The 21,803-nt window shown below is 54.8% G+C and carries 21 protein-coding genes and 1 tRNA gene; 13 read left to right on the top strand and 9 right to left on the bottom strand.

What is annotated here, in order from left to right:
* Positions 1–6: 6 nt before the first annotated feature.
* Positions 7–2,064, bottom strand: coding sequence for an ATP-binding protein (locus SIB68_RS06490; protein WP_063399445.1), 2,058 nt, complete (start codon positions 2,062–2,064; stop codon positions 7–9).
* Between the two features lie 24 nt (positions 2,065–2,088).
* Complete coding sequence (gene purD, locus SIB68_RS06485; RefSeq protein WP_063399444.1) at positions 2,089–3,405, bottom strand: phosphoribosylamine--glycine ligase; 1,317 nt, start codon at positions 3,403–3,405, stop codon at positions 2,089–2,091.
* 101 nt (positions 3,406–3,506) lie between these two features.
* On the opposite strand from purD, the gene SIB68_RS06480 reads away from it, so the two are divergent.
* From SIB68_RS06480 to SIB68_RS06440, 9 genes are all read left to right on the top strand, one after another.
* Positions 3,507–4,505: a hypothetical protein gene (locus SIB68_RS06480; protein ID WP_063399443.1), complete on the top strand. Its 999-nt coding sequence runs from the start codon at positions 3,507–3,509 to the stop codon at positions 4,503–4,505.
* Positions 4,502–5,230 (top strand): phosphoribosylaminoimidazolesuccinocarboxamide synthase, encoded by a 729-nt coding sequence (gene purC / locus SIB68_RS06475; protein ID WP_063399442.1) that lies wholly within the window; start codon positions 4,502–4,504, stop codon positions 5,228–5,230. Before SIB68_RS06480 ends, purC begins: the two co-directional genes overlap by 4 nt.
* Positions 5,231–5,299: 69 nt before the next feature.
* A complete protein-coding gene (locus tag SIB68_RS06470; protein WP_063399441.1) occupies positions 5,300–7,588 on the top strand; it encodes a BamA/TamA family outer membrane protein in 2,289 nt (762 codons plus the stop codon).
* Entirely contained in the window at positions 7,588–8,445 is an 858-nt protein-coding gene (gene lpxC / locus SIB68_RS06465) for a UDP-3-O-acyl-N-acetylglucosamine deacetylase (protein WP_063399440.1), read from the top strand. The genes SIB68_RS06470 and lpxC overlap by 1 nt, the downstream gene beginning before the upstream one ends.
* Complete coding sequence (fabZ, locus tag SIB68_RS06460) at positions 8,442–8,897, top strand: 3-hydroxyacyl-ACP dehydratase FabZ (protein WP_074160262.1); 456 nt, start codon at positions 8,442–8,444, stop codon at positions 8,895–8,897. Before lpxC ends, fabZ begins: the two co-directional genes overlap by 4 nt.
* Positions 8,898–8,902: 5 nt before the next feature.
* On the top strand, positions 8,903–9,760 hold the full coding sequence (gene lpxA, locus SIB68_RS06455) for an acyl-ACP--UDP-N-acetylglucosamine O-acyltransferase (RefSeq protein WP_063399439.1): 858 nt from the start codon (positions 8,903–8,905) through the stop codon (positions 9,758–9,760).
* Positions 9,760–10,938: a lipid-A-disaccharide synthase gene (gene lpxB / locus SIB68_RS06450; protein WP_063399438.1), complete on the top strand. Its 1,179-nt coding sequence runs from the start codon at positions 9,760–9,762 to the stop codon at positions 10,936–10,938. Before lpxA ends, lpxB begins: the two co-directional genes overlap by 1 nt.
* Positions 10,935–11,606, top strand: a complete 672-nt coding sequence (gene msrA / locus SIB68_RS06445; protein ID WP_063399437.1) for a peptide-methionine (S)-S-oxide reductase MsrA — start codon at positions 10,935–10,937, stop codon at positions 11,604–11,606. The genes lpxB and msrA overlap by 4 nt, the downstream gene beginning before the upstream one ends.
* A 112-nt stretch (positions 11,607–11,718) precedes the next feature.
* Complete coding sequence (locus tag SIB68_RS06440) at positions 11,719–11,931, top strand: hypothetical protein (protein ID WP_063399436.1); 213 nt, start codon at positions 11,719–11,721, stop codon at positions 11,929–11,931.
* Positions 11,932–12,235: 304 nt separating this feature from the next.
* On the opposite strand, the gene SIB68_RS06435 is transcribed toward SIB68_RS06440, so the two are convergent.
* From SIB68_RS06435 to SIB68_RS06425, 3 genes are all read right to left on the bottom strand, one after another.
* Positions 12,236–13,708 carry a leucyl aminopeptidase gene (locus SIB68_RS06435; RefSeq protein WP_063399525.1) on the bottom strand — a complete coding sequence of 491 codons (1,473 nt, stop codon included), beginning with the start codon at positions 13,706–13,708 and terminating at the stop codon, positions 12,236–12,238.
* A 38-nt stretch (positions 13,709–13,746) separates the two neighbouring features.
* Complete coding sequence (locus tag SIB68_RS06430) at positions 13,747–14,343, bottom strand: GIY-YIG nuclease family protein (protein WP_155724900.1); 597 nt, start codon at positions 14,341–14,343, stop codon at positions 13,747–13,749.
* A 119-nt stretch (positions 14,344–14,462) separates the two neighbouring features.
* Entirely contained in the window at positions 14,463–15,188 is a 726-nt protein-coding gene (locus SIB68_RS06425; RefSeq protein WP_063399524.1) for a response regulator transcription factor, read from the bottom strand.
* A gap of 116 nt (positions 15,189–15,304) precedes the next feature.
* On the opposite strand from SIB68_RS06425, the gene SIB68_RS06420 reads away from it, so the two are divergent.
* The 3 genes from SIB68_RS06420 to pyrF are packed head-to-tail and all read left to right on the top strand — an operon-like array spanning position 15,305 to position 17,699.
* On the top strand, positions 15,305–15,631 hold the full coding sequence (locus SIB68_RS06420) for a DUF1825 family protein (protein WP_063399435.1): 327 nt from the start codon (positions 15,305–15,307) through the stop codon (positions 15,629–15,631).
* A 59-nt stretch (positions 15,632–15,690) separates the two neighbouring features.
* On the top strand, positions 15,691–16,938 hold the full coding sequence (gene tyrS / locus SIB68_RS06415) for a tyrosine--tRNA ligase (protein WP_063399434.1): 1,248 nt from the start codon (positions 15,691–15,693) through the stop codon (positions 16,936–16,938).
* 23 nt (positions 16,939–16,961) lie between these two features.
* Positions 16,962–17,699, top strand: a complete 738-nt coding sequence (pyrF, locus tag SIB68_RS06410) for an orotidine-5'-phosphate decarboxylase (RefSeq protein ID WP_063399523.1) — start codon at positions 16,962–16,964, stop codon at positions 17,697–17,699.
* Here pyrF and plsY read toward each other — a convergent pair.
* The 4 genes from plsY to SIB68_RS06390 form a co-directional block, all read right to left on the bottom strand.
* The gene (gene plsY / locus SIB68_RS06405) at positions 17,687–18,301 is read right to left on the bottom strand and encodes a glycerol-3-phosphate 1-O-acyltransferase PlsY (RefSeq protein ID WP_063399433.1); all 615 of its coding nucleotides are present in this window, start codon (positions 18,299–18,301) and stop codon (positions 17,687–17,689) included. The genes pyrF and plsY overlap by 13 nt on opposite strands.
* Positions 18,302–18,303: 2 nt before the next feature.
* Positions 18,304–19,335 carry a DUF3086 domain-containing protein gene (locus SIB68_RS06400; RefSeq protein ID WP_063399432.1) on the bottom strand — a complete coding sequence of 344 codons (1,032 nt, stop codon included), beginning with the start codon at positions 19,333–19,335 and terminating at the stop codon, positions 18,304–18,306.
* Between the two features lie 163 nt (positions 19,336–19,498).
* Complete coding sequence (locus tag SIB68_RS06395; protein WP_063399431.1) at positions 19,499–20,245, bottom strand: MlaE family ABC transporter permease; 747 nt, start codon at positions 20,243–20,245, stop codon at positions 19,499–19,501.
* Entirely contained in the window at positions 20,242–21,597 is a 1,356-nt protein-coding gene (locus SIB68_RS06390) for an MFS transporter (protein ID WP_063399430.1), read from the bottom strand. Before SIB68_RS06390 ends, SIB68_RS06395 begins: the two co-directional genes overlap by 4 nt.
* A gap of 135 nt (positions 21,598–21,732) precedes the next feature.
* Between SIB68_RS06390 and SIB68_RS06385 the strand changes: the two genes are divergently transcribed.
* Positions 21,733–21,803, top strand: a tRNA-Gly gene (locus tag SIB68_RS06385).

The following is a 21,803-nucleotide window of genomic DNA, read 5'->3' as shown; positions in this document are numbered from 1 at the left end:
GCTGAATTAGAGTTCTAAACCTTGTTCTTGTTGTCGAGTTGTTCGTACTGATTGAACGATAAGCTCATCGGCATCTGTTTGCTCAAGAGGTAGATCAAACCAAAAGGTTGTGCCCAGCTCAACCTCACTGGCCATTCGAATTTGGCCGCCATGCTTTTCGATGATGCCGCGCACGATTGATAGTCCAAGACCGGTGCCAGCTTCTGTATGCACGGCATTCTCCACGCGATAGAAGCGGTCAAAAATATGCTGTTGGTCATCCTGATTGATGCCATGTCCGGTGTCCGCAACTTCTACTCTTAGCTTGGGGAGTGGGGAGAAAAATTCGCAATGTGGTGCTGATTGGCTGCTCTCTATTGGAGACATTTTGCAGCTATCAGGCCATGTGTAGGCTCGCACCATCAGGCTTCCACCAGCACGACTAAACTTGAGCCCATTGCCAACTAAATTGTCGAGAACTTGGAGTAGCAGATCCCAATTCCCAAGGATTGTTGGCAGCTCATTATCCGTATTGAGCTCAATATGAATCTGCTTGTCATCTGCATTAAGCCGATAGTTGCGTAGGGTCTGCTCGATGGCAGGGCGAAGATCCATGGGCTCGAACTGCACGGTCCGTCCGGATTCCAAGCGCGAAAGGTCGAGCACATCATTAACGAGTCGAGCCAGCCTATCGGTTTCGGAATTAGCAACACCTAAAAATTCTTTCTTTTCTTCTTCGCTGAGTTGATCACCGAGATCATGCAGTGTTTCTACATAGCTTTTGATGTTGAATAGTGGTGTTCTAAGTTCATGTGAAACGTTGCTGATGAAGCGGCTTTGGGCTGCATTGAGCTCCACTTCTCTGGTGAGGTCCTGCACTGTGATTGCGATGCCTTTAAGGGTTTCACCGCTTTGATCGCGCACTGACTGCAACACGATGCGAAGTGTGCGTGATGGTTCTTCAAGACTGCAACGCAGATCGTTGCTTTCACCGATATTGCGCAGCAGAGATTGAAGGGGATCATGCAGTTCGTTTGCGATGATCTCTGGTAACTCATTAAGCAGTTCCTGGCCCTCAAGATTTCGACCTTCCCAGCGAAATAGCCGCCGTGCTGTTGGGTTGGCCAGCACGATTTGTCCAACTTCATCGAGCAGTAAAGCGCCATCGGCCATCGTGGCAATCAGCGATTGCTGCTTCACTTGGGCGGCAGTGAGCTCTTCAATATTGGCGGCGTCATAGGCCTCCAGTTGGGAGGCCATGGCGTTGAAGCCATTCAGGAGTTCTCCCAGTTCTCCTCCCATCGGTAGAGCGATTCGAGCTTCGAAATTCCCGGAAGCAATGGCCCTTACACCGCGCAGAAGCTCCTTCACAGGCTGCGTGATCGTTAGAGCATTGAAGACGGCGCCGAGAATCACAAGCACCCAGATGGAGATGAAGACGGCAATCGTCACCTGTCGCGTGAGAGCCGCGCTGGCAAGAGCTGTTTCGTTGGGGTTGACCCCGAGAGCCAGTGTCCCCAGATAATCGCCTTTCCACACCAGTGGAACGAAGACATCGGTGAGTTGGCCTTGAGGGGTGAGGTGCTGGCGAATCAGTGCGTTTTCTGGTCGTGATGGCAGCTCTGCTGGCAGTTCCAAGCGATGGTTGAGCTGTAGATCGTTATCACCGCTGACAGGGGAAGCGCTAATGGGGATTCCCAGATAGATCAAGCCATCTGGGTCGGCGAAGAAGATGTAACGAAGGCTGCGCGAGCGCCAGAATTGTTCGGCAACAGTTGCCAGTTCCCTGTCACGTCCTTCGGCGACAAGTTCAGTAACGTTTCCGGAAAGGAGGAGTCCTAGATCCCTGGCGTAACGCGTGTCATTCATCCCTGCATCCCTTTGGATGCCGTTCAGGACGAAGAAGGTTACGCCTGTCATCAGCAGGCTTACCACCAGTGTGGCGATTGCCAATAACTTGGTTTGCAGGCTGAATTCTGCCCACCAGAGATAGATGCGTTCCCCCCAGCCGGGTGGCTCTGTTGGGGGTTGGCCATCTCCTGGGGGAGCCCACTCTGCGATGGCTTGCGAAGTACTGCTGGCCATCAACCCATTCAGCGTCTCTCCACCCTAGGACTGGCGCACTTGGTGACCGATGTCCCGGCGGTAAGTGATCCCTTCGAAATACACCTGATCAAGACCTTGGTAGGCGTTTGAGAAGGCCTGATCAAAATCGTTTGCTTGAGCCACAACCGCCAACACTCTGCCGCCATTGGTGAGTTGAGCTCCATCTTCAGTGCAGAGGGTGCCAGCATGGAAAAGCTGTAGGGATGGGCCTGGCTGAAGCTGAATGTTGAGGCGGTCACCCTTGCGGGGTGCATTGGGGTAGCCCGCGGCTGCAGCCACGACACATGCACTGCAGCGGTCCACGATCAACAGCTCTGGTGCTTGATCGAGGCAACCAAGTGCACAAGCCTGCAGAACCTTTGCCAGCTCTGGACCCATCAGTGGCATGAGGGTCTGGCATTCGGGATCGCCGAAGCGACAGTTGAATTCAATCACCTGCGGACCAGAGGGGGTGAGCATCAATCCGGCATAGATGACACCTCGATAGTTGATGCCTCGCTGCTTCAGGGTCGCGAGGGTTGGCTCAAGGACAACCCTGCGCACAAGGTCGAGTCCGTCTGCATCGAGCAGGGGAGCAGGGGCGTAAGCCCCCATGCCCCCGGTGTTAGGCCCCCTGTCGCCGTCTTCTAGACGTTTGTGATCCTGAGCAGGGGGCAGCAATAAGAAGCGCTCGCCATCGCAGAGTGCGAAGACGGATACTTCTGGGCCTTCTAGTCGCTCTTCAAGCACCAATTGGCAACCGGCCGCTCCGAATCGGCCGCTGAAGACCTCCTGGATCGCTTCAGCGGTTGCTTCGATGCTGTCGGCCACGCAGACCCCTTTCCCTGCTGCTAAACCATCGGCCTTAACAACCAATGGTTCTTGCACTTGATGCAGCACGCTTAGAGCTTCTGCTGCTGTGCTCATTGTCCAGTGTTTTGCCGTTGGCACGCCGGCTTCAACCATCAGGGTTTTGGACCAGGCTTTGCTGGCTTCCAGCTGGGCACCCTCAGCTCCTGGCCCAAATACGGCTAGCCCAGCCTCGCGCAGTCTGTCAGCCACGCCAGCGGCCAGTGGAGCTTCCGGCCCTATTACCACTAGATCGATCTGAAGCGATTGGCAGGCATCAATCAGGCCATTGACATCGGTTTCTGCGATCGCCAGGCACCCACAGCCCTGGTGCTCTTTTGTGCCCCCATTCCCTGGAGTGACCCAGACGTCTTCTATGCCGGAACAGCGTCGTAGTGCCCATGCAAGGGCATTTTCACGCCCACCACTGCCAACAACAAGCAGCCGTTCTAAAGGGGGGAGGGGATGGGGACGGGTGCTGGACATGGCCATAGGAACAAGCAGGGACGGGGAAGACCCCTAGGTTTGAGCAGGCCGGATCTCGTCAGAGGAATCCGTTGCCCTCTTCCATCTTTGTTGAACGACTCAACTCCATGGGGATTCATTCGCTGCCGCTGACTGTGCTGCTGCTGGCTGCCGTTAGTCAGGCTGCGCCTCTTAATTCTGCGACTGACCCCCGTGCTCCTGCTAGGGAGCCCATGTCTGAACTGGTCTATCGGCAAGTGTTGCTCGATGGGGCGATACCAGAGCTCAAAACAGCTTGTGCTGACGCAGCCTTGTTTGGCTTCAACTTGCGTCTGCAGGAACTTCGTAATCGCCTGATCGATATTGCTCCTGCACCTCAACCCTTTGAGGTTGTGATTGCTAATGCTGAAGCACTGATGGTCTGCAAGGCTCCAGCAAGCACGCAGACGGTGCTCAGTCGTATCAGCCCAGCGCCAGGCAGTCAGCGCCGCGCTTGGTTGCTGCTCTCCTGGCAGGCGGCCAACGCATCTTTGGATCATGCCCAGGCGGCTCTTGCTCTGCGACGCCTGGCAAATGGCAATCTCACGGCCTTGAATTTTGAGCAGCTCACCGTTGGCTATGGAGATGATGGCATGCCGCTGACCCGCGCTGCTCTTGATCTCTTGGTGGAGCATGAGCTTTCCATGGATCGTTCGGCTGAGGCGGTCATGGTGCTGTTGGCTGGTCGTGAGCGTGGCGCATTGGGGGCCCGCCGTCTTGCTCTGGCCGCTGAGTTGCTTGAAGGTCTAGGCAACGATCAGCACTCAACACTGTTGGAATCAGCCCTTGATCAGGCGGCTGCAGATCAAGCTTGGGGGCTGGCAGAAGACTTGTTGCGATTGCAATTGAAGTTCGATTTAGCAGCGGGTGGTGATGGCTTAAGGCCCCGACAGCGTCTAGAGCGTCTCGCGAATCGCCTCGATGACCGCTACACCCTGTGGGAGTTGGTTCGGGGGGATCTAGATCAGCAGGATGCTGCAACTCTGCTAGAGCAGGAGCTGCGCTCGCCGCGTCAGCCTGGCGGCCATGCTGCTGTTGAAGCGCATCAAAGTGCGCCTCCTGTTTCAGTTCCATCAGAATTCAAATGACGCCAGATCACGGCCCTCTGCTCTATGAGGGCAAGGCCAAAAGGGTCTTCGCTGCGGATCAGCCCGATCGTGTGTTGGTGGAGTTCAAGAATGACGCCACGGCGTTTAATGCACTCAAACGGGCTGAACTCGAGGGCAAGGGGCGACTGAACTGTCAGATCTCGGCACGACTGTTCGAGATGCTTGAGCGCGAGGGTGTGCCCACCCACTACCTCGGCCTGGCCGCCGAAACCTGGATGCTTGTTCAACATGTTGATGTGATTCCCCTGGAGGTTGTGATTCGCAACGTGGCGACTGGATCGCTTTGTCAACAAACGCCGATTGCGGCCGGTACTGAGCTTTCGCCCGCTTTGTTGGACCTCTACTACAAGGACGACAATTTGGGAGATCCCCTGCTAAGCGAATCAAGGCTGCAGCTGCTTGGATTGATCAGTTCGCAGCAGCGGTTAGAGATCGAACAGTTGGCACGTCGGGTGAATCAGCTGTTGCTGTCATTTTTTGAGAGCTTGGACCTGTTGTTGGTGGACTTCAAGCTCGAACTTGGACTCAACAGTGCAGGCACTCTGCTGGTGGCGGATGAAATCAGTCCTGATACCTGCAGGCTTTGGGACCATCGAAATAGTGATCCCCAGGCCCGCATCCTGGATAAGGATCGCTTCCGCCAGGACCTTGGTGGAGTGATTGAAGCCTACGGGGAGATCCTCAAACGGGTCCAAGGGGTGTGAGCTAATCCCTTCAACTGCAGGTAATGTCAGCGCACATTTGGCGGCTTTGTAGCCGGATTCCTATCACCCATGGCCAGCTTCCTATCTAGCGGACCCTCGGATGCCTTGCGGCGAGGTGCATTTGGTCTGGTTCTGGCCTTGCCGCTTCTTGCTGCTCCTGCGAGCGCTCAGACACCCGAGCAGGATACTCAGCCCTCAGCCACGGAGATCTTGGTTGACAATGATGTGCAGGTGGAGGAGGTGACCACTCCTGAAGGCGTCGTCGAGGAAAGCCTGGAGGTCGAGCAGATTCAGGTCACCCCTGCTGAGCAGCAAGAGCTGCCTCTCAACGCATCTGAACAGCTTCCTGAGGAGCCTCGTGTCTTGATCACCGAGGTGATCATCGAAGGGATTGCAGGCCATCCGGAGCAAGAGCGTGTAGAACTCGCCGCTTATGACGCCATGGTTGTGCGTCCCGGTAGTCGTGTGACTAGAGATGAGCTCAAACGTGATCTCGATGCGATTTACGCCACGGGCTGGTTTTCTGATGTGCGCATTGAGCCGAGTGACGGCCCTTTAGGGGTTCAGCTTGTGGTGCAGGTGCAGCCCAATCCATTGCTCACCAAAGTGGAATTTGATTCACCTGATGTTGAGCTTTCTGAATCTGTGATTGAGGAAACATTCAGCCCCGACTTCGGCAGGACTCTCAATCTCAATGAACTGCAGGCTCGTATGAAGGAGTTGCAGCAGTGGTACGCAAACGAGGGCTATTCCCTGGCTCGGGTCACCGGGCCCACGCGCGTTTCTCCAGAGGGAGTGGTGCAGCTCAAGGTGATCCAGGGCACGGTGGCAGGGGTGGAAGTGCAGTTCCTTAATAAGGAAGGTGATTCCACCGATGAGAAGGGTGAGCCGATTAATGGCAAGACCAAGCCCTGGGTGATTACACGAGAGATATCAATCAAGCCTGGCGAGGCGTTTAATCGAAATCAGCTTGAGGGTGATATTAAGCGTCTCTATGGCACATCTCTTTTCAGTGATGTCAAAGTCACCCTGAAACCGGTTGCTGGTGAACCTGGCAATGTGATGATCATTCTTGGCATTGTTGAGCAGTCCACCGGTTCGTTGTCAGGTGGTCTGGGTTATAGCCAGAGTCAGGGTGTTTTTGGCCAGATACAACTTCAGGACAGCAATCTCCTTGGTCGTGCCTGGAATATGGCATTAAACATTACCTATGGTCAGTATGGAGGCTTGGGAAGCATTTCATTTACCGATCCATGGATTAAGGGTGATGCTCACCGCACATCATTCCGTACCTCTGTATTCCTCAGTCGTGAGGTTCCGCAAGTTTTTCAGAGCCAAAATAATGGCAATATTCGCACCCTTGAAGATTACTATGATGGTGGTTCTAGTTACGCATATGATATAGATAACAGCAATAACCCTGCGGGAAGGAAGTTTGATTCTGTTTCTGATGCAGAGAATGCAGACTCAAATACTAGTTGGTTTGACTATGAAGGGAATTCTGTTGCTTTGCAAAGAATTGGTGGAAACATAATCTTTGCAAGACCTCTAAATGGTGGTGATCCATACAAGAAAGCGCCATGGAATGTCTTGGCTGGCTTAAACATTCAGAAGGTCAGGCCGATTAATTTTTCTGGAGATAGCCGTCCATACGGTGTTAGCTCTGACGATAGAGAGAGTAATGGTGCTCCTGATGATGATGTGATTTGTATCGCCTTTGATTGTGCAGATGAAAACAATCTTCTTGGTGTAAGAGTTGCGGCTACTTATAATAATTTGAATGATCCTCGTAATCCAACTTCTGGCAACTTCTTTAGTTTCGGCACTGAGCAATTTGTATCTGTTGGGGAGCATTCGCCGACCTTTAACCGTCTTCGAACGAGCTATACACATTTCATTCCAGTTAATTGGTTGAAACTTGCCAAGGGCTGCCGTCCTAAGCCAGGGGAACCGGAAAATTGTCCTCAGGCCCTTGCTTTTCAGGTTAAGGCAGGCACGGTTTTAGGCGATCTGCCTCCTTATGAAGCTTTCTGTCTTGGTGGATCTAATTCCGTAAGAGGTTGGAGTGATTGTGATTTATCTGTGGGACGAAGCTTTGTTGAAGCGACGATTGAATATCGATTCCCGATTTGGAATATCGTCTCTGGTGAGGTTTTCGTTGATGGCGGTACTGATTTAGGTTCCCAAGACAATGTTCCTGGTAAACCAGGCAAACTTCTCGACAAGCCTGGTTCGGGTTTTTCGATAGGTTCTGGTCTGATTGTTACCACTCCAGTAGGGCCATTGCGCCTTGAGGTGGCAACACAGGATTTCACCGATGAGTGGCGCTTTAATCTCGGGGTTGGCTGGAAGTTCTAGTGGCTTTTTGGCCCACGAGTTATGACCATGCTTGGACCCTAGGCGGAGCCGTCTCCAGACGAGGGATTGGGCTTCATGGTGGGGAGGTCGCCGAAGTGCGTTTACAGCCTTCGGAGCAAGTTGGCTTCCATGTCTCCTGGCTGGACAACAGCGACCCACCAGTCACTTTGGGGCCACATCAGGTTCGCGATAGTCAGCTTTGCACCACTTTGGAACTGGGCGACCGCCATTTAGGCACGGTGGAACATCTACTTGCGGCCTTAGCGGGCTGTGGCTTGACTCATGTGGAGATCCAGGTTGGTGGTGAGGAAATACCGCTTCTTGATGGTTCAGCTCTGGGCTGGGTGGAGGCGATAGCAGAGGTAGGCCTTACTCCTGCTGCAACCCCTCGTGCCGATCCGCTCGTGCTTGAGCGTGCTTTGGTGTGTCATCGCGGTAGCAGTGTGATCACAGCGACACCTGCCGAGCGCTTCAATGTTGTTGGTGTGATTGATTTCCCACAAGCTGCTATTGGTCATCAGATGCTGGCGATTGAGCTCACTCCAGAGGGGTTTACTGAACAGATTGCTCCGGCGAGAACATTTGGGTTTCGCGAACAGGTGGATCAGCTCTTGGCGGCGGGCCTCATCCAGGGGGGTGCCCTCGACAATGCCTTGGTTTGTGATGGTGATCACTGGTTGAATCCTCCACTGCGATTTGCTGATGAACCAGTGCGCCATAAGCTCTTGGACTTGATAGGAGACCTTGCTCTTGTGGGATTCCCTCAGGCTCAGGTTCTCGTCTATCGGGGGTCCCATGGACTCCATAACGATCTAGCGAATGCTCTCCTTGCCGTCTGTCCTGTGACTGTCTCTTGACCGATCCCTCTCCTAATGCTGCTGTTTTGACAAGTGAGCAGATCATGGGGCTGCTGCCTCATCGTTATCCGTTTGCTCTGGTTGACCGTGTTGTGCTCCATGAGCCTGGCCAGCGGGCAGTTGCGATCAAAAATGTGACCCTCAATGAACCTCAGTTCCAAGGTCATTTTCCTGGTCGTCCTTTGATGCCTGGGGTCTTGATTGTTGAGGCGATGGCCCAGGTGGGTGGTTTGATCGTGGCCCAGATGCCAGATCTGCCAAAGGGGTTATTCGTGTTTGCAGGTATCGATGCAGTTCGTTTTCGCCGTCCAGTGGTGCCAGGAGATCAGCTTATGATTAGCTGCGAGCTGCTTAGCTTGAAGCGGCAGCGCTTTGGCAAGGTCAGGGGGGAAGCCAGGGTGGAGGGCCAGCTGGTTTGCTCTGGTGAGTTGATGTTTTCCTTGGTGGACTGAGGATCATGAGCGAGGTGGGCAAACTCTCAGAGATCACTGCAGAAAAAAAGGCTCAGGTTCACCCTGCGGCTGTGGTGGATCCTCGTGCTGAGCTCGCTTCCGGTGTCATTGTTGGGCCGGGAGCAGTGATTGGACCTGACGTGAAGATTGGTCCTGATACCTGGATTGGTCCCCATGTGGTGCTTGATGGCCGTTTGACCCTTGGCGCCAAAAACCGGGTTTTCCCCGGTGCTTGCCTTGGTCTTGAGCCACAGGACCTCAAGTATCGCGGCGCACCCACAGAGGTGGTGATTGGCGATGCCAACACAATTAGGGAATACGTCACCATCAACCGGGCCACGGAGGAAGGTGAGCAGACCAAGATCGGTGATCACAACTTGTTGATGGCCTATTGCCACCTTGGTCACAACTGTGAGCTGGGCAATGGGATTGTGATGTCGAATGGAATTCAAGTGGCTGGTCATGTCGTGGTCGAAGACCGGGCCGTGATCGGCGGCTGCTTGGGAATTCACCAATTCGTTCACATTGGCAGTCTTGCCATGGTTGGAGGTATGACAAGGGTTGATCGCGATGTACCCCCGTACTGCCTCGCCGAAGGGCATCCAGGTCGATTGAGGGGTCTTAATCGCGTGGGCCTGCGGCGCAGTGGTCTGAAGACTCAAGAGGGAGGAGAGCTTGGCCAGTTGCAGGAGATTTGGAATCTGCTGTTTCGATCTGACCATGTCTTTGTTGAGGGGTTGCGGCTTGCTCGACAAGAGCAGTTGATGCCAGCGGCTGAACACCTCTGTGCCTTTCTAGAGGCCTCGATTGAGAAGGGACGTCGCGGTCCTATGCCTGCGCCTGCGATGTCTTTGAGTCGCTGATGGTGCGCCTGCTGATCAGCACTGGCGAGGTCTCTGGTGATTTGCAGGGAAGTCTCTTGATTCAAGCTCTCCAAAGGGAGGTTGAACGGCGTTCCTGGCCGCTTGAGTTGATGGCCCTTGGAGGTCCCCGCATGCAGGCTTCTGGTGCAGAACTGCTTGCTGATACGGCTCCGATGGGTGCAATTGGACTTTGGGAGGCCCTGCCTCTGGTGCTCCCCACTTTGCGACTTCAGTCTCGGGTGGATCACGTGCTCAAGCAGCGACCACCCGATGCCGTGGTGCTGATCGATTACATGGGGGCCAACGTGCGTTTGGGGCACAAGTTGCGGCGCTGGTTTCCCAAGGTGCCGATCATTTACTACATCGCTCCTCAGGAATGGGCTTGGCGTTTTGGCGATGGCGGCACCACTCAGCTGCTGAGTTTCACCGACAGAATCTTGGCGATCTTTCCCGTTGAAGCTGAGTTCTATTCCCAGCGGGGGGCCAAGGTGACTTGGGTCGGTCATCCATTGCTCGATACGGTGAGTGTGCTGCCTGATCGTCAGCTGGCGCGTGAGCGGCTTGGCTTGAAGCCTGGCCAAAGATTGTTGTTGCTTTTACCGGCTTCCCGGCAACAGGAACTTCGTTACTTGATGCCCACTCTCTCCAAGGCAGCAGCTTTGCTTCAGCAGCGTGACCCATCCCTTGAGGTGATTGTTCCTGCAGGATTAGCAAGTTTTGAGAAGTCTTTGAAGGAGGCTCTTGAGGCAGCGGCAGTTCGAGGGCGAGTCCTTTCGGCTCAGCAGGCCGATGAACTCAAACCAATGCTTTATGCGGCGGCTGATCTTGCCCTCGGCAAATCAGGCACTGTCAATATGGAGCTGGCCTTACGTGGCGTTCCCCAGGTGGTGGGCTACAAGGTGAGTCGGATTACAGCATTTGTGGCTCGACACTTTTTGCGCTTTCGGGTGGACCATATCTCGCCGGTGAATCTGTTGCTAAAGGAACGGCTTGTGCCGGAATTACTACAGGATGAGTTGACTGCAGAAGCACTTGTGCAGGCAGCTATCCCTTTATTGGAGGATCCTGCCCAGCGCAATGAGATGCTCGAGGGCTATCGGCGATTGCGGCAGACGCTTGGCGTTCCAGGTGTTACCGATAGGGCAGCCAAGGAAATCCTTGATTTAACCAAGACATGAAGACAACGTTTCGACCTTTGAGGAGATGGTGGATTGCCATCTTTCTCTGTGTTGCCTTACTTGGCTTGCCGCTTCAAGTTTTGGCGTCAGTCGAGGAAGCCGTTTTTGCTGGGGGCTGCTTCTGGTGTCTTGAGCATGATCTGGAGGGATTAACCGGTGTGATTTCTGCTGAGAGTGGATACACAGGTGGTGATTTGCCTCGCCCTACGTACCGCCAGGTGAGCTCTAAGACCACAGGTCATCAAGAGGCCGTAAAGGTGCGATTTGATGCAGCTCAAATCAGCTATGCAGAGCTACTACGCAGCTATTGGCGCAATGTTGACCCTCTTGATGGTGATGGCCAATTTTGTGATCAAGGTGACTCCTATCGACCTGTGATCTTCACCCGAGATGATCAGCAGGCCAGCGAGGCTCGTGAGAGTGCTGATGCTGTGGCTTTGGAGCTGGCCCAGCCCATGAGCAATCTGAGAGTTGAGATCAAACCTTTAAGCGAATTCTGGCTGGCTGAGGATTACCACCAGAATTACGCTGAGCTCAATAGCATCAAATACAACTTCTATCGATACAGCTGTGGCCGCGACCGCCGGCTAGATCAGCTATGGGGTGACAACGCACGAACCGGCTTGCCATGGCAGCGCCCAGATCAAGCAAATCTAAGGAAAAAATAAAATCAGGATGACCTTTGGAATCGTGCAGTTCGCAGTGAAGATGCGGGTTTCCACCCATCCCTTCTGCTGAAAAAGCTGCTTAACATCTACTGGAGATTTAAGTAGGAGATGTATGTATCTGCTGACCGTTAAGGATGGACTAGTGACTCGCCATGTTGGCCCGTATCCTTCTCCGAAGCAGGCTTCCGATGACTTGGAAAGGGTTTTGGAATCTTTTTCTGAACGAGCACGTTGGCAGATTCATGCGTTGGAATCCCCCAAGACCCTTTCGCTTTCAGAGCGGATTCATGCCAGGAATGGGGCGATGAATGTTGCAGCCTCATGAGTTAGGCGGTCTTTCCTTCTCCCTCTGGCTTTGATGCTCAAAGCTTCTTTGATCAGATCGCTATGGAATACCAGGTCAAGGACTGTCGTCATTCAAGCCAGCTCAATATCCCGCATCAAAATTTAGGGCCCCGATTCTGATCAAGCAAGCGAAAACTCTTTGCTGATCAATTTTCTGGATAGGTTGCTAGCTCTAGGTATGAGCATTGCCAACCCTGCGCGACCTTGAGCGATCAACGTTGTATTCATGTTGTGATTCCTTCTTCAGCTCGTTTTTTGCTGAGTTGAATGCAAAGCTTCTTGACTCAAGACTGACTACAAATCCAATTCACCAAAGTGCGAACCCCGTAGCCGGTGGCACCAGATGGATTGAGGCCTTGGCCCTTTTCAGACCAGACCGTTCCGGCGATGTCGATGTGGGCCCATGGGATGGAGGCCTCAACAAACTCTTTGAGGAAAAGGGCCGCGGTAATTGATCCGCCAGGACGAGGTCCTGTGTTCTTGAGGTCAGCGAGGTTGGATTTGAGACCCTCTCGATAGGAACTTGGCAATGGCATGCGCCACAGGCCTTCGCCAGCCGCCTCGGCGGCAGCGGTTAGGCCCTCAGCCAGGGGATCATTAGCTGTCCAAAGGCCAGCGATCTCTTCGCCAAGTGCGATAACGCAAGCCCCTGTAAGGGTTGCTAAATCCACGATTGCGTCTGGTTCGAGTCCGCAGGTGTATACCAGTGCATCGGCAAGGGTCAGACGGCCTTCGGCATCGGTGTTGTTGATCTCGATGGTGGTGCCGTTAGAGGCCCGCACGATGTCTCCTGGATGGACAGCGGATCCATTCACCATATTTTCGCAGGCGGCCACGATCACATGCACTTCCACTCCCTTGGGTCGCAGTTCTGCAATCGCTCGGGCGGCTCCAAGTACAGCTGCGCTGCCGCCCATGTCGAACTTCATCAGATCAATCTGGGCAGCTCCAACTTTGAGGTTGTATCCACCGGAATCGAAGGTCAGTCCCTTGCCTACAAGGGCCAGTCGTCGTTGAACTGGTCCTTGAGGGCGATAGGTGAGGTGAATGAATTTTGGCTCCAGATCAGAACCTTGAGAGACTGCTAGGTAGGCACCCATTTCCCGTTCGGCGCATTCAGATCGCTCCAGCACAGTGCACTCGAGGCCGTGTTCGTGGGCAAGTTGAATCGCTGTTTGGGCGAGTGCCGCAGGGGTAAGACTGTTGGCAGGAGCCGCAACCAGCTGCCTTGCTAGCTCCACTCCCGCACAGGTGGGGTGAACGGCTTGAAGATCTTTGCTGGCTGAGTCGGGCAGACCAATGAGCTCCAGTTTTGTTGGCGTAGAGCGGGGCTCAGGAGCACTGCGAAAGCGGAGGTCTTTATAGAGGGAAAGGCGAACGGCTTCTGCGACGGCCCTTGCGGCAGATGCCGCATCCAAGGGCTCCCAGGGGAGCATCATCCCCAGGGTTCCACTGCATCCGAGGCTTGCTTTCGCTCCCAGGGCAGCCGCCTTGCGAAGGTCGTCAAGCCTCATGTTCTGGGGTTCTCCGAGCCCTACGAGCACCAGCAGGTTTGGCTTGTTTTGGAGCAGTTGAACGGTGGCGATTTCTCCGGATTTGCCTTTGAAAATCTGCTTCTCAAGGCTCTGCGTCAGAGATCCTTTGCAGAGTGTTTCCAGCTCGTTTAAACGTTCCTCCATCTTTCCCTCAAGCATGCCCACCATGAGCACATCGCCAGTCCAGCTCTGCAAGGTTGCTGGAAAAAGGCAAATCTCCATGGGATGTTGATGAGGTGGCGCGATGTTAGCCGTGCCCTTTAGCTGCATTCAGCTGTGAACGGGGTGCTCCAGCGAGCTCTTGTTTCTTTGTTGAACGGTGGCAGCCAGCGCTGGATCAGTTGTTGCTCGAGCTGTCGACGGGCTTTGGTGCTCTCGGGAACATCGCTCCAAAAACGGATGCTGAGCTGGCTTGTTAGTCCTGCCTTGGCAAGGGCTTCGGCATAGGCCGCCAGGTAGGCCTTGCAATCATGCTCACCCTTCCAGCGGCGATCTGCAGCAATCGTTTCGCCCACATAAAGCAATAAAGGAGTGTTGAGGTCTGCTGGGCGGTCCATCACCAGATAAACGGCTGGGCCATGGTGAGGGCTGTTAGGCCAGCGCCAGAAGCTCACGGGGAGCGGGGTGAGCTGCAGGGGCTTCAATTGGTCGATGACTGTTTCGTGATCGCTACCAAACAGCGAGCTCTGCCGAGCGATGTCTGGCTCTCCTTGGAATAGATCGGCTTGATGGCCTTGAATGCGCCTCTGCCAGCTTTGTAAAAGGTCGCGGCTAAGAATGAGCTCCTGGCGGGGGGCGAGCCCTGCGGCTGGAACTTGGTTTGGGAATAGGTGGCCCTGACCACGCGCGGTTTGCATCGATTGATCACCTTTGCGGAAGCTTTGGAGCTGTGCTTGTGGGCTCAAAGTGCAAGATGCCAATCACCCTTTGGGGATCGCTCATTCAGGCGAACGTTACCGAGTCAGTGAAGGCAGCGTTATTGCCAACGTGGCAGTCTTTGAGGTAACTCCACCAGCCCATCACGAAAAGCCACCACCACAGCATGGGTGCGATCTCGTGCTGGCAATTTTTGCAGCAGGTTGTGCACATGGCTCTTGACCGTATCGATCGAGAGATAGAGCTCATCGGCAATGTTCTGATTGCTCATCCCTTTACAGATTCCTCGAAGTACATCTCCCTCGCGCAAGCTGAGGCTGTCGATTTGGCTGCTGGTCTTGCCATTGCCGAGACGACCATGACGTAAAACTCCTGCAACCACGCTGTCTAAGTAGGTTCCATCGCTTTCGATTGCGCTTAGAGCTGCTAGCAGGGTGCCACTGCCGACGAGCTCATGGGCACAGAGGCCATCGCAATGGGCTTCGATTGCATCCAGCAGGGTGCGTAAGACAGGTCGTTGAATCAGCATCAGGGCCTTGAGATCAGGCTTGAGCTGTTTTGCTTTACGGACCAGGCTTGGGCCATTCCCGCTCTCCAGTAGATCGGTGCAGATCAGGAGATCTGCATTAGAGCTTTTTAGGCAACTGAGGGTCTCGTCCTCACCGGTTGCAGCCCCCACTAGGGGGCCCAGACAATCAAACCAGCCCACCCAACTTGTGATTAAGACGCGATCGGCTGTGGCGACAACAGTGCGACTCCGGCGTAGTAGGGGATGGCTTTGTTGACTTGTTTTCTTGAGAGAAGAGATCCGGGGAGTGATGTCCACTGGTTGCAACCAGGTAACAGGAGCGGTTAGAGCCTCATTGTGGAGATTACGTTGATCCGCACTGTTTCTGACGGCGAGAATTTTGCACAATTCCAACCAACAAGCCCAGGGCGTTCATGGCCTTCTTTGAATCGGAGATTGTTCAGGAGGAGGCCAAGCGGCTGTTCACCGACTATCAACAGCTGATGCAGCTCGGTTCTGAATATGGAAAGTTTGATCGGGAGGGTAAAAAAAAGTTCATCGACACCATGGAGGAGTTGATGCAGCGCTATCGCGTGTTTATGAAGCGTTTTGAGCTCTCCGAGGATTTTCAAGCAAAGATGACTGTTGAACAGCTGCGTACTCAGTTGGGCCAGTTCGGGATTACGCCTGAACAGATGTTTGAGCAGATGAATCAAACCTTGACCCGGATGAAGAGAGAGCTTGAGCAGGACTCTCGATGAAAGTGATGACTGGCTGACTTGCTACCCGTACGATCCGCTCAGCTAGAGATCCTCTAACCATGCCGGAGACTCCGATCACCATGCCGGCCTGGTTGGAGCGGGGCATGGTTGACTTGTTCCCTTCAGGCCAATGGGGCGATGCTGATCAGCAACTTGCGACTCGTCTTGATGAGGCTCGAGAACAAAACCGACCCCTAAGGGTCAAGCTTGGTATTGATCCCACTGGTCGTGATATCCATCTGGGACACAGCATCCTGTTTCGCAAACTCAGAGCTTTCCAGGATGCGGGGCATACAGCAGTGTTGATTATTGGCGATTTCACTGCACGAATCGGTGACCCAACCGGCAAGAGCAGCACCAGAGTGCAGCTCACCTCTGAGCAGATTGAGGCCAATGCGACAACCTATCTTTCCCAGCTGGGTCAGGGGCAGTCAGCGGAAAGAGCGCTGCTCGATTTCACAACCCCTGGGCGCCTGGAAGTGCGACGTAATACCGAGTGGTTGGCTGACTTGGATTTGCCCGAAGTGATTGGTTTGTTGGGCACTGCCACGGTTGGGCAAATGCTGGCTAAAGAAGACTTTGGCAATCGGTATGGCTCAGGTGTTCCGATAGCTCTGCATGAGTTTCTGTATCCCCTCTTGCAGGGTTACGACTCGGTAGCGGTGCAGGCAGATGTTGAACTTGGGGGGACTGATCAGAAATTCAATGTCGCCATGGGGCGGGATCTTCAGCGTCATTTCGATCAGCGCCCTCAGTTTGGGCTCCTACTCCCAATCTTGGCTGGCCTGGATGGGGTGCAGAAGATGAGCAAGAGTCTCTCTAACACTGTGGGACTGAATGAGGACCCCCTTTCCATGTATTCCAAGTTGGAGAAGGTTCCTGATGCCCTTGTCAGCAGTTACGTGGTTTTGCTTACCGATCTCGACCCTGAAGCTTTACCTGTCAATCCGCGTGAACGGCAGAAGGCCATGGCTCTTGCAGTCACGGCCAGCCGTCATGGCATCGCGGCGGCTGAAGCAGCCCAGAATGATGCAGCCAGATTGGTTTCCGGCTCTCAAGATGACGCTGCATCTGTGCCAGAAGCGATGCTTTCGGATGTGAATTTTCCGGCCAAGGCCTTTTATCTGCTCAGTGCGATTGGCCTTTGTGCGAGCAGTAGCGAGGCTCGGCGTCAAATCAAGGGTGGTGCGGTACGCCTGGATGGCGAAAAAATTACCGATCCCAATTTGGAGTTCACTGACTCCAGCCTGCTGATGGGCAAGGTGCTGCAAGTGGGCAAGAAAACCTTTCGTCGTTTGACGCGTTGAGTGAAGGACCAACCCCTGCTGCGATGACCTTGCCATTGACTCCTGCCGATCAACTGATCATTGCTCTTGATGGCATGGATCGGGCTGAGGCCCTTGCATTCAGCTCAAAGTTGCCAGAGGTCAGTTGGGTCAAGGTGGGCCTGGAACTGTTTGTTAGTGCGGGGCCAGAGGTTTTGGCTGATCTACGGGAGCAAGGGTTGCGGATTTTTCTTGATCTCAAGTTTCACGATATCCCTGCCACCATGGCAGGAGCTTGTCGCCGAGCGGCGAGCTTTGGCGCTGAGTTGATCACGGTGCATGCCTGTGCTGGCCGTGCTGCCCTTGCTGAAGCTCAGAGGGCTGCTTTCGAGGGGGCTGCGGAGGTTGGCTTGTCAGCACCCCGGCTGTTGGCCGTCACTGTGCTCACCAGTTGGGATCAGAAGCGTCTGGCGAATGAGCTGTGCATTCCTCAGTCTCTTCAGGCCAGGGTGGAGTGGTTGGCTGAGTTGGCAGCGGAGTCAGGGTTGGGCGGCTGCGTGTGTTCTCCCTGGGAAGTCAGCGGCTTACGCCGACTTCATCCCTCGCCCTTTGAGTTGGTGACTCCTGGTATTCGCCCCTCGGGGGCTGAATTGGCGGATCAGGTCAGGGTCATGAGTCCTGCAGCGGCGCTGAATGCAGGAGCTTCACGTTTGGTGATTGGCCGGCCGATTACCCGTGCTGTTGATCCGGCAGAGGCGTTTGCACGCTGCTGCTTTGAGATTGAACAGCGTCAGCTGGACTGACCGAGGCGAGGTTCGGTGCCTGCCAGCAAGCGTTGCAGATTGGAGCGGTGTCGCCACACCACCATTGCCATGGCGGCAAAGGCTACCGCCAGGTAAGCCGGCGGTGAGTTGCCTTGAAAGCGCAAGATCATCAGCAACGGCAAGCTGAGGGCGGCGATGATGCTCGATAACGACACGATCCTGCTGAAGCTCAGCACAGTGAGGAAGATGCCGAAACAGGCCAGCCCTACAGGCCAGGAGATGCCTAGCAGCATCCCCAGACCTGTTGCGACAGCTTTGCCACCTTTCCATCCCAGCCACACAGGCCAGATGTGACCTGCCAAGGCTGCTAGACCTGCGGCAACTTGCCATCCATCATCCAGCTCAAGTGCCCTAGCAACAAGTACGGCGATTGTGCCTTTGCCAACATCGATAAGGAAAACGGCCAGGGCAGGACCTTTACCCACCTGGCGCAGCACATTGGTGGCCCCGGTTGATCCAGAACCCTTCTCACGCAGGTCGATTCCTGCCAGCCATTGGGCTGCAAGATATCCGCTGGGCAGTGAACCGAGCAGATATCCCATGATTAGGGAGAGAAGACTCCCAAATAGAGAGTTGAACATCATTAGAGCAGTTCTTCGTCTTCGAACCGTTCTTGCGGCCCAGCTGCAAAGGCTAGCCAGAGCGGGAATTGAAGCACGGGGATCTCTACACTGCGTTGGGCTGCATCAATCAGGATGAGGGGGACTTCCCCTCGTTCCTCAAGTCGGTCGGCGCGTTCTACAAGAGCTTCGCCGCGTTCAAAAAGAACAATGCCGCTGCTAGGGCCGAAGTCTTCTCGAGCGAGGCCTAGAGCATCTTGAAGGCCACGTCGCCATTCGCCAAGCCGCTCTGGTTCACCGGCAAGCACCAGGCTTTGGAATCGGTCGCCATAGAGTTCACCGAGGATGGCAATCAGTGCTGCAGCCACAAGGATGTTGCGTGTTCGGCTGTTCCTGCTTGGCTGTGCTCCTCGCCCACCCTGATTGAAAAACCAGTCTTCTAGAAGTTCTTTGTCTTTGGGATCAAGGCTGCGTCGCAATTTCCAAGGATCGGCGTAGAAGTCTGGTTGACTTAGAAATTGCTCCAGACATTCACGGATCAGGCTTTCGTCTGGTTTAAAGGTGTCAGCAACAGCTAGGGCGTTGTCCTGAGCGGCGGCCTCGGGCGTTGAATTGGGTTGGTCTAGGGGAGAAGGTTGGACCACAACAGGCTGCACAACCAGTTCAAGTTGCTCCACTGATTGGGCCAGGTCTTGCAGAGCGCCTGTGAGGTAGTCCTGGAAGCCTTTGACCCGCCTGGCAATAGCATCGGACTGGCCAGCGAAGGAACTGCTGAGCTCCTTTTCCAGTTGGGATTTGCGGTTGGAGAGGTTTTTGATTTCTGCTTCGAGTTGATCGCGATGTTGCTGCAGCTCCGTCAAGGCCACTTGTAGGAGTGGAGCAAGATCTGGTTTGTCTTGAGGAGCAGCTAGGAGATCGGATTGAGAGTCCGCTGAGTTCTGTGGGGGCTTTTCAGGCGCAAGTTGTTCAGGAGAAGGCTGTTGAGGCGATAGCTCTTCAGGAGAAGTCTGCCCAGGGGGAGGCTGTTTGCGGAGGGGGAGGTCGGCTTCAGGCATGAACCAGGCAGGCAGTGGTGGTCTTGCTCTCAGGAGAGATGTTGGGTCTGTTTGGGGAGTTAATGAGAGAGGACCGATCTGGACCCATCACTGATTTGGGGTTGATATGGGGGCAAGCAGGATTTGTCAATAGCTGTGCGTTTGCTGGTGGGCCTTGATGACATCAGCTGAAAAGAATCTGGGTGAGCAACACATCCATCAAAGACACTGTGACCAGGGTCATCACAACGGCGCCAGTGGTGCTGGTGCCAACTTCTTTTGGACCACCACGCGTTGTGAGGCCCCACCCGCAAGCCAGAACAGCAATCTGAAGGCCGAACACCAATGATTTGATCAGCATGAATGGCAAATCATCCGGAGTCAGCCAGGTGCGCACGGAATTCCAGAAGACCTCTGGTGGAATTTGATAAAGATTGGTGCTGCTGACCTGGCCGCTCCAGAGGGCTATGCCGAAGAACAGAATGCATTGCACTGGTGCCATGACCACCATGGCGATCACTCTTGGAACCACCAAGTACTCAACCGGTTCGGTTCGCAACATGGTGATGGCATCGATCTGTTCAGTGACCTTCATGGTGCCCAGCTGAGCTGCATAGGCCGTGGCTACCTTGCCAGTGAGCAACGTGGCGGTGAGAAGAGGGGCGATTTCCCTTGCCATCCCAATGGCGAGAATCCCTCCTACCGTGGATCCAGCACCTTGTCTGCTCAGCTCTGCGGCGACCTGGATGTTGAAGACCGTTCCTGCGGCTAAGCCTGTGATCAGCACAATCAGGAAGCTGCCTGGGCCGGCCTCCATCAGCTGATCAAACAGGTCGACCCTGTTGATACGACCTCGGGCGGTGGCTGCCACTGCCTGGCCTCCGATGATGAGGCTGCTGCCCAGTCGCTTCAGCCAGCGAGGAGTCGTCATGACATGGCTGCCTGGTTGTGAGAGTTCCTTTCGGGCCAGCCTCGCATCACCACAAGACCCAACGCCACAAGCACGGCGGGAATGAATCCCATGCACATGCGAATGGTGATCAGAGCGGATTCGGGTTGATCCGCGTAGCTCAGTGCTCCGCCTGCTTCTACCACTGAGCGATAGCCAGACAGTGAAAGCAGGATGCCGAGCAGTTGGATGCTCACACCAATACCGATTTTCTGAACTAGCACCATCCAGGCGGTGTAGAGGCCTGCTGGTTTGTCAGGGTCAGCATCAATTGCATCTGGTAGCAGACACCAAGGGATCAGATAAGCATTTGCGGCTCCAAACCCCACCGTGCCAATGGTGGCCAACAAAACCATCAATCTCAGACCATCAGTGCCGGCTGTAGGCCAGAGGTTGGCGAGGGATGCATCAGCGGAGAGAGGGGGGAGCAGCATCGAAACAAAACAAGCAGCGATCCATAGACAGCCACCCCAGAGAAGGGCCCGGATACGCCCATGGCGATTGGCATACATGCTCCAGACCTGAAGGCCGATCAGGGCGCAGAGCTGGAAGGGCAGCAACATCCAGGTGGCCAGTTCTGCGGGTACGCGCATCAACTGAACCAGGTAGATCAGAGCAACTGGCTGCATTAACTGCAAAGCGCACCAGAGCAACAGGTAAAGCCCCAGAACTTTGAGGAAGCGTCTGTTGCTGATGATCCTCACAAGCTGTCGACGTAGGGGCTCGTGATGGCAACGGGGGCGCCTGGCGGTTTTTGTGAAAGGGGCCAGCCCCCAGCAGCAGGCGAGGGTGGCTAAAGCTGCGATTGTGCCGGTGATGCGGCCCATGGCCAAGTAACCGTTGGCACCGTTGACCAGCAGTAAAGGCGTCACAATCAAGCCGCTTGCACCAGCGATGATTGATCCGGTGAATCTGGCGGCGTTGAGACGGTTGCGCACAGATGTGTCTTCTGTGAGCTCTGTGGAGAGGGCTGAGTAAGGCAGATTGACGCTGGTGTAGGCGGTCATTAGCAGAATCGCCATCACGATGTAATACATCGTTTTCTGGGCAACGTCTCCGGGAGGAACCCACCACATGGCAGCCAGGCTGATGCCGAGGGGGAGTGCTGCGCCAAGCATCCAGGGAATCCTTGGGCCCCAACGAGTTTGGGTGTGATCGCTCAGCCAGCCGATCATTGGGTCATTGATCCCATCCCAGAGCTTGATCACCATCAGCAGTGAGCCGGCAACAATGGCAGGCAGCCCGGCGGTCCCGGTAAAAAACACGAAGAGGTAGAAGCCGAGCAGAGTTGCTGCCAGCCCGGTGCCTGCATCGCCAAGGCCATAAGAGATCATCAGCCGGCGGCGTGATCCCTCTTGAAGCGCTGTGGATTTCGTCAAGCTGCAAAAAGGGGGATGCGCAAGGTCATAATGCAGGGGCGCTGAAACGCAGATCCATTTCGTCTATCGCGATGGTTCTGCTGTACTAGCGCGGGCGTTGTGTAGTGGTAAGACCTCAGCCTTCCAAGCTGATGACGCGGGTTCGATTCCCGCCGCCCGCT

The organism is Prochlorococcus sp. MIT 1323 (genome assembly GCF_047304905.1).
Classification (GTDB): domain Bacteria; phylum Cyanobacteriota; class Cyanobacteriia; order PCC-6307; family Cyanobiaceae; genus Prochlorococcus; species Prochlorococcus marinus_D.
This window is presented reverse-complemented; position numbering and strand designations above follow the sequence as displayed.